10 protein-coding genes and 1 pseudogene are annotated in these 13,424 nt (G+C 69.8%); 10 read left to right on the top strand and 1 reads right to left on the bottom strand.

The annotated features are described in order from the left end of the window. Nucleotides 1-96: pseudogene (locus ACWDR4_RS30380) on the bottom strand (glycoside hydrolase domain-containing protein); the annotation flags it as partial. 23 nt (nt 97-119) lie between these two features. Between ACWDR4_RS30380 and ACWDR4_RS30375 the strand changes: the two are divergent. The 10 genes from ACWDR4_RS30375 (at nt 120) to ACWDR4_RS30330 (ending at nt 13,411) form a co-directional block, all read left to right on the top strand. Then, nucleotides 120-398: a hypothetical protein gene (locus ACWDR4_RS30375; RefSeq protein WP_450413295.1), complete on the top strand. Its 279-nt coding sequence runs from the start codon at nt 120-122 to the stop codon at nt 396-398. 79 nt (nt 399-477) lie between these two features. Beyond that, entirely contained in the window at nt 478-1,461 is a 984-nt protein-coding gene (locus ACWDR4_RS30370; protein WP_450413294.1) for a DUF4255 domain-containing protein, read from the top strand. 9 nt (nt 1,462-1,470) lie between these two features. After that, on the top strand, nt 1,471-3,441 hold the full coding sequence (locus tag ACWDR4_RS30365) for an ATP-binding protein (RefSeq protein WP_450413293.1): 1,971 nt from the start codon (nt 1,471-1,473) through the stop codon (nt 3,439-3,441). Nucleotides 3,442-3,482: 41 nt separating this feature from the next. After that, nucleotides 3,483-3,809, top strand: coding sequence for a hypothetical protein (locus ACWDR4_RS30360; RefSeq protein WP_450413292.1), 327 nt, complete (start codon nt 3,483-3,485; stop codon nt 3,807-3,809). Continuing rightward, the gene (locus ACWDR4_RS30355) at nt 3,806-10,132 is read left to right on the top strand and encodes an eCIS core domain-containing protein (protein ID WP_450413291.1); all 6,327 of its coding nucleotides are present in this window, start codon (nt 3,806-3,808) and stop codon (nt 10,130-10,132) included. The genes ACWDR4_RS30360 and ACWDR4_RS30355 overlap by 4 nt, the downstream gene beginning before the upstream one ends. An 84-nt stretch (nt 10,133-10,216) precedes the next feature. Next, complete coding sequence (locus tag ACWDR4_RS30350) at nt 10,217-10,558, top strand: hypothetical protein (RefSeq protein WP_450413290.1); 342 nt, start codon at nt 10,217-10,219, stop codon at nt 10,556-10,558. 18 nt (nt 10,559-10,576) lie between these two features. Next, nucleotides 10,577-11,290: a hypothetical protein gene (locus ACWDR4_RS30345; RefSeq protein WP_450413289.1), complete on the top strand. Its 714-nt coding sequence runs from the start codon at nt 10,577-10,579 to the stop codon at nt 11,288-11,290. 12 nt (nt 11,291-11,302) lie between these two features. Beyond that, the gene (locus tag ACWDR4_RS30340) at nt 11,303-11,677 is read left to right on the top strand and encodes a hypothetical protein (protein ID WP_450413288.1); all 375 of its coding nucleotides are present in this window, start codon (nt 11,303-11,305) and stop codon (nt 11,675-11,677) included. Further along, nucleotides 11,670-12,809, top strand: a complete 1,140-nt coding sequence (locus ACWDR4_RS30335) for a hypothetical protein (RefSeq protein WP_450413287.1) — start codon at nt 11,670-11,672, stop codon at nt 12,807-12,809. Before ACWDR4_RS30340 ends, ACWDR4_RS30335 begins: the two co-directional genes overlap by 8 nt. 65 nt (nt 12,810-12,874) lie before the next feature. Continuing rightward, nucleotides 12,875-13,411: a phage baseplate assembly protein V gene (locus tag ACWDR4_RS30330; protein WP_450413286.1), complete on the top strand. Its 537-nt coding sequence runs from the start codon at nt 12,875-12,877 to the stop codon at nt 13,409-13,411. The last annotated feature ends 13 nt before the right edge of the window (nt 13,412-13,424 follow it).

Below are 13,424 nucleotides of genomic sequence, written 5' to 3'. Positions count from 1 at the left end.
CGTCCAGGACTTGCCGTTGACCTTCAAGCCTTGGACGTACACGTTCCGTGCGCTGTTCTTCGGGGCCTTGACCACCAGGTCCCGGCCGTTCTCCATGCTCCACCCGGACCGAGGTGCCCGTGCCCAGCCCCCCGGGCCCGGACACCGCTTCCCGCGCCGCCGTGTCCGCGTCGCCGCGCCCCAGCACCGCGGACACGGCGGCGGCCCGCGAGGCCGTACGACAGGCCGCCGCACGACGGACCGGACGGGCCCCCGAGCAGGTGGTCGAGGTACGGATCGGGCGGCTCGAGGTGACTGCGGCGGCGCCCGCCGGAGCCGCACGGCGGCGTACGACGGCCGCCGAGCGGGCGGGCGCGACCGTGAGCCTCGCGGACTATCTGGCCCGGGGGCGCGAGTGAACCCGCGCGGCGGGATCGGCAGAAGAAGCAAGGCAGATGAAGCGAGCCGCTGGACGAGAGGGACCGAGGAACTGACGTCATGAGCAACGCACTTGCCATCGCCCACGTCACCCAGGCCCTCGCCCTGCTGATCGAGAACAACCTGGGTCCGGAGTTCGACCAGGCAGTCAAGGTCGAGCCCAGCAAGCCGCCGACGGAACCCTCCGGCGAACCGACGATCTCCGTGTTCCTGTACCAGGTCACGCCCAACACCTCGCAGCGCAACAACGACCTGCCCACCCGCGCCACCGACGGCACGCTCGTCAAGCGGCCCGCCGCCGCACTGGACCTGCACTTCCTGATCAGCGCGTACGGCGAGGAGAACGAACTGGTCGGGCAGCGGCTGATCGGGTCCGTCGTGCGCACCCTGCACGAGATACCGATCCTGCCCAGGGACGTCATCGAACAGGCCGGTGAGAAGCCGTACTTGGCGGGCAGCGACCTGTTGGAGTCGGCGCAGCGGGTGCGGTTCTCGCCGACGGTGATGGACATCGACGAGACGTCGAAGCTCTGGGGAATGCTCTACCAGACGCCGTACTCGCTGTCGGTCGTCTACCAGGCCGCCCTCGTCCTCATCGAGGGCCGCGAGACACCGGCCCCGGCGAAGCCGGTCCAGCGCTCCGACGTGCGCGTGCTGCCCTTCGGGGCGCCGGGGGCGCCGGCACCGGGTGGGCGGGCGCTGCCTGTGAACGAGGGTGCGGAGAACGGGAGTTCACAGGGCGGCACTTCGGAGGGCGGGAGTTCGCAGGGCGGGAGTTCGGAGGCGGACGCGGGTCCGTCGGCGTCGCCCGAGCCCGGGAAGGCCGTGGCGAAGGCGCCTGCCAAGAAGACCGCGGCGAAGGCACCGGCGAAAGCACCGGCGAAGGCGACCCCTGCGACCCCTGCCCGCTCCCGCAAGGCCGCACAGCCTGCCAAGGCGACGGAGCCGGGTACGGGTACGGGGGGCAAGTCCGCGCGAGGCGCGGCCAAGCGCACGGCTGCCGCACCCGACGAGACCGAGAACACGACGAACGGGGGCAGTTAGCACATGGGGATGCGCGAGGGGACGACGGCTACGTCCGGCACGGGCGGCGCGACGACGCTCACGGCGGAGATCCGGCGTGTGCTGGCCTGTGTCGACGCCCACGCGGCACACGCCGGCGAGGGGACCGGGCCCGCCGAGGGCACCCGGTCCGACGGCACGCCCGTGCCCGCCGGTCCCGTCACCGCCCCCCTCGACGCCCTCGTCACCTGCTTCGGCCTCACCCCCTTCGAGCGGGACCTCGTACTCCTCACCGCCGCCCAGGAGTTGGAGCCCACCACCGCGGCCCGGTGCGCGGCGGCCGGTGGCGATCCTGAGCGGACGTACCCGACCTTCTCGCTCGCCCTGGCCGCGCTCGCCGAGCCGCACTGGAGCGCGCTCACCCCGGTGGCGCCGCTGCGCCGCTGGCGGATCGTCGAACTGGACGACGACTCACGGCTGACGACCTCCAGGCTCCGCCTCGACGAACGCGTCCTGCACTTCCTGCTGGGCTCGCCCTACCTCGACGCCCGGCTGCACGGCCAGTTGCGCCGCGCGCCGGTGCCGGACCGGCTGCCGCCGTCGTACGACCTGGCCGTGAGCCGGGTCGCGGCCGGCTGGGCGACCGGGACGAGCCCGGACGCGCCGCTGCTCGTCGAGGTGACCGGCGGCGATCTGCGCAGCCGGGCCGACATCGGCGCCGCCGCCGCGGCCCGTGCCGGGCTCGGGCTCTACTCGGTGAGCGCCGAGGACATCCCGGGCGACCCCGCCGAACGGGACCGCTTCGCCCGGCTCTGGCAGCGCGAGGCGATCCTGCTGCCCGCCGCGCTCCTCGTCGACGTGGGTGACGTGGACCGCGACCAGCGGGCGGCGACGGAGGCGTTCCTGGCCGGGGCCGCCGTACCCGTCGTGGTGTCGAGCGAGGACCCCCTGCGCACGGACCGCCCGCACGGCACCCGGGTGACCGTCCCCAAGCTGGACGACGAGGAGCAACTCGCCCTCTGGGCCGACGCGTTCGACGACGTCGCCGACCTTGGGGAGAGCGAACTGCGCTCGCTGGTCGCCCAGTTCCAGCTGCCCCCGCACGTGGTGCGCTCGGCGGCTGCCGTCGTACGGCGTGATCTGCCCGGCGAGGACGAGCTGGACGCCGCCGAACTCGCCTGGCGGGCCGGGCTCGACGAGGCCCGGGTCGGAATGGACGAGCTGGGGCGGCGGATCGAGCCGCAGGCCGGCTGGACCGACCTCGTGCTGCACGAGCGACAGACCAGCGTGCTGCGCGAGATCGTCGCACATGTGCGGCAGCGGCCAACTGTCCACCAGGAGTGGGGATTCGCGGCCACTCTCCGGCGCGGGCTCGGCGTCACCGCGCTGTTCGCGGGCGGCTCCGGCACCGGCAAGACGCTGGCCGCCGAGGTCATGGCGAACGAGCTGGGTCTGGACCTGTTCATCGTCGATCTCTCCCAGGTCGTCAGCAAGTACATCGGCGAGACCGAGAAGAACCTGCGCCGGGTCTTCGACGCCGCCGAACGCGGCGGCGCCCTCCTCCTGTTCGACGAGGCCGACGCCCTCTTCGGCAAGCGCAGCGAGGTCAAGGACAGCCACGACCGGTACGCCAACCTGGAGGTCAGCTATCTGCTGATGCGCATGGAGGCCTACCGGGGCCTCGCCATCCTCACCACCAACATGAAGAAGGCCCTCGACACGGCCTTCCTGCGGCGCATCCGCTTCGTCGTCGACTTCCCCTTCCCGGCGGAACACGAACGCGCCGAGATCTGGCGCCGGGTACTGCCCCCGCAGGCCCCCGTGAAGGACATCGACTCCGCCCTCCTCGCCCAACTCACCGTCGCGGGCGGCTCGATCCGCAACATCGCCCTGTCCGGCGCGTTCCTCGCCGCCGAGGAGGGTGACCGGCTCCAGATGCGGCACATGCTCGCGGCGGCCCGCACCGAGTACCTCAAGCTGGAGCGCTCCCTGACGCCGACGGAGGTCCGCGGATGGGTGTGAACGGCTCGAGCGGTGTGAACAGCGTGAACGGCATCAGTCGCGTGAACAGTGTGAGTGGCCTGAGCGGTGTGAGCGGTGTCAACAGGCAGCGTCCGGCGGCGCCTTCGGCGATACGCGTGGACATCGGGGAACTCGTCCTCGACGGCTTCCATGCCGACCCCGACCGCGTCTCGGCCGCCTTCGAGCACGAACTCACCCGCCTGGTACGGGAATCCGGCGTGCCCCTCGCGGCCGACGGCACGGTCGGCGTCGACGCGCTGACCGGGCTGCCGCCGCTGCCCGCCGGCCTGTCCGCGCGCCGCCTCGGCCAGGAACTGGCGCGAGCCGTGCACCAGGGGCTCAGCGGGCAGGGGGAGGTGACCCGATGAGCGGCAACGCGCAGTCCCAGGACGCCCGTTCGGAGCAGTCGGCGGCCGAGCAGCGGCGGCGCAAGCGGAAGGAACGGGGCGCCAAGTCCCGTACCCCGTCCGCGAAGGACGTCGTCAGCGGCGCCGGGCAACCGCTCGACCCCGGCGTACGACGGGAGTTGGAGGAGCGGCTCGGCCACGACCTCAGCCGCGTACGGCTGCACACCGGCCGGGACGCCGCACAGCTGACCGAACTGCTCGGCGCGGACGCGGTGGCCGTCGGCCAGGACATCCTCTTCCGCGAGGGCGCCTACCGCCCGGGCACGGCGGACGGACAGCGCCTGCTCGCCCACGAGTTGCTGCACACCGTCCAGAACCCGCACGGGCTGGGCGCGTTGCGGGCCGGGCGCGACCTGGGCGCGGTGAGTGTGCCGCAGCAGGCGATCGAGCGGGAGGCGGAGTCGGCCGCCCAGGAACTCGTACGCGGGGACGAGCAGGCCGTGCCTGAGGTGGCGGAGGGGCAGGCCACCCCGGGCTGGCTGCGCTATGCCACGGTGGACGCCGACCGGATGCGGGCCGAGGCCGTCGACCCCGCGACCCTCGTCGACCGGCTCGCGGGCGGAGTGCTGCGCTCGCTGCGCGGCGACCCCACCGATGCCTCCGGCCGGGTCCGTCTCCAACTGGCCCGGATGTCGGAGCAGTTGGAGGACTCCGTCATCGAGCGGCTCGAAGCCCGGCTGCTCACTCCGGAGTACGAACGCCTCCTGGACCTCGCGGATCAGGCCGGCCCCGGCCCGGTCGAGCTGCAGTCCGCCGACGTACCGCTGCCCGAGATCGACCTCTTCGAGGCACTCGGTGCCGAACGTACCCAGTGGCAGAAGAAGCAGGAGTCCGACCGGGGTTCCAAGGACAGTCGCGCTGCTGACGCCCGCGAGGAGCAGCAGGACGCCAGGGCCCGCGACGAGAAGAGCGGCAGCGACCGCAGCAGGGCCCGTGCGGACGCGGCGACCGAGGACCAGGAGGCCGCCCGGCGCACCGAGCAGGAGGACGAGCGCAACGCCTCCCGGCAGCAGGCCGCGCAGGAGCAGCAGCAGGAGGAGGAGAAGCAGAGCCAGGACCGTCAGCGCACGGACGAGGCTGTCGACGAGCGCGCCCAGGGGCAGCAGGAAGGCGCCGAACAGGCCAAGGAGGAGCGCAGGGAGCAGCGTGACCGGGAGGAACAGGACCCGGAACAGGCCAACGCCCCGGGCGCGGACAAGCGGAAGCGCAAGGACGACGCGCAGAAGCCGGCGGACGGGTCGAGGCGGGAGGACATCGACCCGAAGGCGAAGGGCCAGCCCGGTCCCGTGCGCCCGGAGAAGGTCGACGAGCGGGCGGAGCAGGCGGACAGCGCGCTTTCCGAGCACGGCCTCAACGAGAAGGACGAGGACGAGGGGGAGCCGCGCGAGGAGGAGAAACCGCTGGGGCTGGAGGCGGGGGCGGACAACGAGGTCCCGGGCGGTGTGACCAAGGAACGCGCGGGGAGGGGGCCCGGCTCCGATCGGCGGCAGGACCGCGATGCCTCTGCCGCTCTGGCAGTCGATGAGATCGTTTTGTCCGAGGACGCGTCACCGGCCGCTGTCGCCGACGCGCTTGCGATCGCCGAACCCGAGGCGGAGCCCGAAGCAGAACAGGACCGGTCTTCCAGGGACACCGGACCCGAAGAACCCACGATCGCCGACATGCCGACCGAGGAGCCGGCGGACCAGGAGGTCGGCCCGGATCCGGAGCAGTCGGAGAAGCAGCCCGAACCGGAGGCCGAGGAGCAGGACGACCCCCAGGGGCAACAGGGCCCCGAGGAGGGCGCCGTCGAAGCCGGCGTACAGAAGAACGCGCCCGGGGCGAAGTCCTCAGGCAGCCGGAACGACGAGGAAACACCTGACGCCGAGGGCGTGCGGGACGAGGAGAAGGGGCCTACGGGGGAACAGGGCGCGGTGGGACGCGTCGGCAACCCCGAGGCGCCGCCTGCCCCGGCGACGGCAGCGTCTGGATCCGCCGGAGCCGATGCCGGGGACACGACCTCCGCGGAACCCGCACCTGCCGGCGCCCACCAGCCCGCGGGGGCCCGCATGGAGCCCACGCCCACTCAGGACCGCACCCCCTCACCTGCCGCGCGCCGAGCCGTCGAGCCGGCCAGAGCCGAGAACGAGGCCGCAGCCCCTCAGAGCCGGATCCTGAAGGAGAGCGGTCCGGGGGCCGCGCCGAGCGGAGTGGTCGGCGGTGGCAGCAGGACCGGGCCGAGCCCCGCTGTAGGCCCGGGCGGCGCCCCGTCGGCGGCCCAGGCAGCGGTGAGTCCGGCGGCCGGACAAGCCGCGAATCCCGGTCAGTTCGGCGCTCCCGAGGGCGCGAAGGCCCAGCCCGAGGCCTCGTTGGAGAAGGACGGCGGAGGCTGTGCCCCGCCCGAGCCCGCGGCGGAGAAGGAAGAGAGCGGCGGCAGCTGCGGCGGCGGAGGCGGTGGCGCGGGGCCCGAGGAGAAGCAGCAGGAGCCACCGGACGTCTCCGGCCAGGACCCGAAGGCCGCCATCGGCACGGTCAGCAAGCTCGCCCCGGACCAGGCCGCCGCCGCGATGCCCGGCGTGGACTCCGCGGCGGACAAGAAGGTCGGCGAGGAACAGCGGCGTCTGGATGCCGAGCCGCCAAAGCGGGAACGTCCTTCGGGCGCGCCCCAGACCCAGTCGGGCCCGCCCACGGCGGCGGCCCCCGCGGCCCAGGTGACGGGCAAGGTGGAGAAACTGGGGCCCGAGGACCGGGCCGAGAAGCAGAAGGCCAAGGGAAGTGAGAAGGCGGAGGGCGCGAAGCCCACCGACAACGCGCCCCCACCGCCGCCACCGGTGGCGGACAAGCTGACCGAGGAAGAGGCGCAGAACGTCGAGGCCGCGGCCGATGCCGTGCCGACCGTCGACCCGGAACTGCAGAACAAGACAGTCGGCCCCGCCCCCAAGATCAGGCTTGAGGGCGAGAGCGACCCCAAGCGCACGGACGACCAGGCCAAGGCGCTCAAGGACAAGCAGTCCGAGATCCACAGTACGGGCCGTGAGGACGCGGTCAAGCCGTTGGGCGAGGACCGGATCTTCCCGAACGCGCCGCAGGAGCAACTGGTCGGCAAGGCCGCGGGCAGCGCCGGTGGCAAGGGCGGCAAGCTGGCCGCGTCGCCCATGCCGGGGCCCGGCGTCGGCAAGGTCGCCCAGCAGGAACGCGGCCCGGAGATCCAGGGCGCCGCGGGCCAGGCCCAGGGCGACCTGCTCGCCAAGGAGAAGGATCAGCAGCAGGGCGAACAGCAGGCCAAGCAGGCGAAGCAGACCGAGATCGACCGCGAGGTCACCCAGAACGCGGAGAAGCAGACGGCCGAACGGGGCCGGGCCGCTGAGGAGGCCCAGCGCGAGCGCGAGGACTGGCGTGCCGAGCAGGACCAGCAGATCGAGGAAGCGGACAAGGAGACCGAGAAAAAGCACACCGCCAAGAACAAGGAGATCGTCAAGGCCCGCGACGACAAGGACAAGGAAGTCGTCGAACGGAAGGACGCGGACAACCAGAAGATCGACACGGAGCGGGAGAACGCGGAGAAGGAGGCCGAGCGGAAGAAGGAGGAGGAGAAGCCGTCAGGCGGTTTCTTCGGCTGGGTCGCCGACGCGGTCAAGAGCGCGTTCAACGCGATCCTCTCGGCGGTCACCGCGGTCTTCGACGCCGCCCGCAAGGCGGTCAACGGCATCATCGACACGTTCAAGGAGTGGGCCGACAAGGCCATCGACTTCGTACGTGATCTCGCCATCGAGGCGATCAACGTGCTGGCGGACGCGCTGATCGCCATCGGGGATGTGCTGCTGGCGGCGTTCCCGGAGCTGCGGGACAAGTTCCGCAAGGCGATCGAGGGCCTGCGGGACAGGGCGATCGCGACGGTCAACGCGCTGGCGGACGGCCTGAAGAAGGCAGTGAACGCGCTGCTCGACGCGCTCGCGGCGGGTCTGAACGCCTTGCTCGACGTGCTCGAGGCGGGCATCAAGGCCGTCATCAAGATCTACCAGGCGGTCATTCTCGGCGCGATCAAGTTCGCCCAGGCGGCGATCGAGGCGCTGGGCAAGTTCGCCGCGCTGATCGCGGACATCGCGCCGGACCCCTTCGGTTGGCTGGGCAAGGCGGGCAGCTCGGCCAAGGCGGGCATCACCGACCATCTGTGGGGCGCGATCAAGACCGGCGTCAAGCGGTGGTTCGACACCAAGGTCGAGGGCATTCTCGGGCTGGGCAAGGCCGTGATCAACGTCCTGGTGAAGGGCTGCGTCTCCATCAAGCAGATCGGGAAGATGGCATGGGACGCGATCATCGCGTCGCTGCCGATGATGATCGCCTCGATCGTGATCGAGAAGGTCGTCTCGATGCTGGTGCCCGCGGCGGGCGCGATCCTGACGATCGTCCAGGGCCTGATGGCGGCGTGGCAGAGCCTCAGCTCGATCCTTTCGGCGTTCAGTAAGTTCTGGGCCTACCTGAAGGCGGTGAAGGCGGGCCCCGCCGCGTGCCTGTTCGCGGAAGCGGTGGCGGCCGGGATCGTCGCGCTGCTGGACTTCATCGCCAACTTCCTGATGATCCGCCTCTCGGGCGCGACGAAGGGAGTCGGCAAGCGACTTCAGGCGATGGCTCAGAAGATCATGCAGGGCCTGAAGAAGACGGGACAGGGCGCACGCAGGGCAGCCGGCGGTGCCGTCAACCGTGCACGTGACGCGGTACGGAAAGCCAATCAGGCGATTCGTGAACCCGCCGGGCCGACCAGGCCCCGGCCGGCGGGACCGTCCGCCGCGGAACAGCGTTCGTCGAAGCCCGAGAGCACGAGCGATCAGCGCCCCGAGAACCAGAGGGACGCCGAGGCCCGGGGCGAGCAGGATGCTCCGCCCACATCCAGGCCGGCGAAGACCCCGGATGCCGCCGGTCGTGACCGGGCCCCGGACCGCACCGCCACCGACAAGCCCGACACGGATGCGGACGACAAGGCACGAAAGGCGCAGGAGCCGGACACAGCGCAGGGAAAGAAGCCCGAGAAGACTACGAACGACCGTGAAGGCCAAGGCGACCGCAGGACGGACAAGGAGCCGGAGGAGCCCGGAAAGAACGGGGCTCCCGACCGTAGGCCGCCCACTCCGAAGACGGTCACCTCGCGGCCCGCACGTGCTCTCAACCGGGTCAAGCGGGCAGTCAAGTCGGCGCTCAAGAAGACCCGCAACGCGGGACGCACCCTCGGTAGGAAGCTCAGCAGGAGCAAGGTCGGCCGGGCCGTTTCCCGTAGCGCCAAGGCACTGCGCGACAAGTACCTGGCGAAGATCAGGAATCTGCGTGACCTGCACAGGAAACAGCAGAAGGAGAACGCCGACCGGCGCGCGCAGCAGGACGAGAGGGACAGGGAAAAGAAGGACAGGGAGAACCAGCAGCAACAGCAGACTCCCCCCACCGTGACCGCCGCGTTCTCCATGAGCGGCGAACAGCACAGGATGGTCCTCAAGCCCGCCGGAAACGACGTCGACGTCCGTATGGCATCGAGCAACCTCATGCCGCTCGGCGATCAGTACAGTGAGGCGTACAACAACATCGAGTACGTCAAGACGTACATCAACTCGATCGAGAACGAGAGGGTACGGAATCAGTTCAAGGAAGAAATGCTCGACGACCTCATCAGCTTCCAGAAGGACAGCGTAGGAGAATACAAGAAAGCCTTCAAAACTGCCTTCCCCAGCCGATCGATGGAACGGACGCCGCCCGGCAGCGAAACCAGGGCCGCAGTCGAGGCGAAGGTGATCGTGCTGCTGGAGAAGCTCGGCACGATGAACAGCAAGATCAGTGGATGGGCACGCAGGACAGGAATCGAAGGGTTCGAGAAGGAGCAGTTCGACGAGGTTCTTCTCGCGAAGGGGCAGGTGATCTGGGACCGGGAGTACAAGGCGATCAAGGGGATCATCGACCGCGTACTCCGACAGGAGAACTACAAGAAGGAGCCACTGGAGTACGTGGGCAGCCTCAAATGGGGGAAACGTGGTCCCCACAAGGGGCGCACAGCGTTCAACGTGGACGACTTCGATGTGGACCTTTTTGTGGTCCATCCGGAGGAATGGAACCGTGTACTGCCCCTCATCAGGCGTGATCATCCGCGGCAGGTGGACGGAGAGAAGTTCTTCCCCAAGCTCGTTCGACCGCACCTTAATAAGCTCGAACAGAAGGGGAACGAAGTCGGCGGAAGGCTGGCGGACGCCTTGGCGGGGCGCCTCAAGGACGACGGGGAAATCAGAAACGAGACCGACATCGTACTGCGCTGGGAGCATCCGTAAATGTCCGAAAGTGAATCAGGGAGGCAGTCTCTTCGGCTGCTCAGATTCTCCATCCGATCCGATGTCCTGGAACCTTCAGGACAGGTGGCGGAACGACTGGGGGAGATCATGGGCTGCACGTTCCGTGAAGGGTACTACCGGGAAGAGACAGCAGCTTGGTCTGCTGAACTGCTCGGAATGGACATGTATCTCTACGAGTGGCATGGTCTGCGGAATCGTCGAATCTACTGCTTTGATGGGGACGCCGGCAGGAACAGGTTCACCTCGTATGTGAGCAGAGAGAACGTCGAATATATTCGAATCGACATCAGTGACGCCATGATTGACCTCCTGGAATCCCATGGCGGCGGAACGTGGCAACGGCCCACCGAAGCCGAAATTGAAGCAGAAATCGCATACGCCAAGCGAAGCCTGCGATCCGAATAAGGGGTGAATGGAGACAACATGACCCGCTACGCCGACATCCCCAAACCCATCCGCTCCGGAATAGTCGTGGTCAACCCCGACACCGGCACCCCCCAGCGCATCATCGTCCTCCAGTTCAACCCCGACACCCTGGAGCGAAGCGTCGCCCCCCAGACCGCCGGGGACAGCGCCGACTCCGGAGGGGGTGGGGGAAGTGGTGGTGGGGACAAGAATGAGGCTCTTCGGCTCAAGGGGCCCGCCGAGGAGACCTGGAAGTTCACCGCCGAGATCGATGCCACCGACCAGTTCGAGGTCGCCGCCCCCGACGGTATCCATCCCCAACTGGCCACCCTCGAAATGCTCGTACAGCCCACCACCGCCCAACTGCGCGCCGCAGGCCGCCTCGCGCAGAGCGGGACCATCGAGATCAGCCCGATCGAGATGCCGTTGACCCTGTTCACCTGGGGGAGCAAGCGGGTCATGCCCGTCCGGCTGACCGAACTCTCCGTCAACGAGTCCGCCTTCGACGTCAACCTCAATCCGATCCGGGCCTCCCTCGGCATCGGCATGAAGATCCTCACCGTCAGCGATCTGCCCGCCGGCCACCGTGGTGCCGATCTGTACATGGCGCACCTCGCGCAGAAGGAACAGCTCGCGGCCGCCGCCCGCAGCGGCAGCCTCGGGACGCTCGGGCTCAGCGGAATCGGGACCGGCACCGGCACCGGCGCGTTCAGCGGAAGCGGAAGGGGCTGAGAGGACACCACCATGGCCGACATCGAACCGTACGAGAACGCCCTCGATGCCATACCGGGCGCTCATCCCTATCCGCGCACCAGCCGCTATCACGACGCCGAGATCGGCATTCACCGTCAGGCCGACGGGACCGAAGTCCGGTACGCCAAGCCGCGGTTGCTGCCCCCGCTCGACGAGCGGCAGGGGCCGGAAGCCCACCCCCACACCGTCGGCGCCGGTGAGCGCCCCGACCTCCTCGCCCAGCGCTACTTCGGCGACCCCGCCCAGTGGTGGCAGATCGCGGACGCCAACCCCGTACTCGACCCACGGGAGTTGACCGACGAGGCCGGCCGCGTCATCGGCATACCGTCCCTGGGCGGGCTGCCGCGAGGAGACCGGCGTGTTTGACCTGCCCGTGGGGCAGGGCCCCGTTCACATCACGCTCCTCATGGGACCCAAGCTCGTCCAGCCCGTCCCCGCCGAGGTCACCCAGGCCCTGCTCTCTGCCCAGATCACCGCCACCGCGGGCGAACGCAGCGGATTCCAGCTGGCCTTCGACCTCACCAAGAACGGCATCATCAGCAGGCGGCTCCTGCCCGAGGGGTTCTTCGACCCCAAGACCCGCCTCATCGTCACCGTCAGCGTGAAAGGCACGCCCGCCGTCCTCTTCGACGGACTCATCGTCCGCCACGAGGTCGGCACCAGCAACCAGCCCGGCCACTCCACCCTCACCCTCACCGGCGAGGACCTCACCCTCCTCCTCGACCTGGAGGAACGCACCGCCCGCTACCCCAACCTCCCGCCCTCCGAACGCGTCCTCGCCATCCTGCGCCGCTACTCCGACTACGGCATCCGGCCCGACGTCTACGCGGAACAGATCGCCCAGCCCCCGCACCAGGACCTCCGCGTCCACTACCAGGCGGGCACCGACCTCCAGTACGTCACCGAACTCGCCCGCGCCAACGGCTACACCTTCTATCTCGAACCCGGCCCCAACCCCGGCCAGTCCTCCGCCCGTTGGGGACCCGAGGTGCGCCTCGGCATCCGCCAGCACGCCCTCAACGTCAACATGGACGCCAACTCCACCGTGGACCAGCTGACGTTCGCGTACGACGGGACAGCGCGCGAGGAACCGCAGGCCCGCTGGCAGGACCCGGGGACCCGGCTGTCCACGCTGCTGCCCCAGCCGCCGATCAGCCCCCTGCGCCCGCCTCTCGGCAAACGGCCCACCCCGGCCCTCAAGCGCCGCACCCTCTCCGGCACCGCCAAGCAGCAACGGGCGGAGGCCGAGGCCGAGTTGCTGGCCCGCGCCGCCGTCTCCGCCGACGTCGTCTCCGGCTCCGGATCGCTCGACGTCAACCGGCACGGCTACATCCTCCAGCCCCGCCAGCTCGTCGGCGTACGCGGCTCGGGACGGGCGTACGACGGCGACTACTACGTCAAGTCCGTCACCCACAACCTGCGCCCGGGCTCCTACCAGCAGAACTTCACCCTCTCCAGGGAGGGACTGGAGGCGCTGAGCGACTACGTCCGACCGTGACCCCAACGATCTAGGCACAGCAGCCGCACCACCCGCAACAGACCACACCTCAGGAGCAGTTCAGCATGGCGGCACCCAGCAATCGCTACCTCGGCAAGTTCCGCGGCCGGGTCGTCGACAACAACGACCCGCTGCGCATCGGACGCCTCACCGTCGAGGTCCCGGACGTCCTCGGCGACGAGCCGTCGACGTGGGCGCTGCCCTGTCTGCCGTTCACCGGGCCCGAGTCCGGACAGTTCGTGGTGCCGCCGACGGGGACCGGCGTGTGGGTCGAGTTCGAGCAGGGGGACCCCAGTTTCCCCATCTGGACCGGGTGTTGGTGGGGCACCGCCGACGAACTGCCGCCCGACGCGCGCCGCGAACTGGAGGCCAACGCCGCCCACAAGCCGGTCGTCGTGCAGACCCCCCTCGCGCACAAGCTCGTCATGAACGACACGCCCGGCATCGAGCAGGGGATCCTCCTCCAGGCCCAGGGCGGCGCCTACATCCGCATCACCCAGGGAGCCATCGTCATCGCGAACGGCGCGGGCGCCGAGGTTCTGCTGCGCGGTGACCAAGTGACCATCAACGAGGGCCAGTTGACCGTGCTCTCGAAGCGATAGAAGACGGGGGACG

Source organism: Streptomyces sp. NPDC000878 (genome assembly GCF_053599695.1).
Note: the sequence above shows the minus strand (reverse complement) of the source record. Positions and strands in the feature narration are given on the sequence as shown.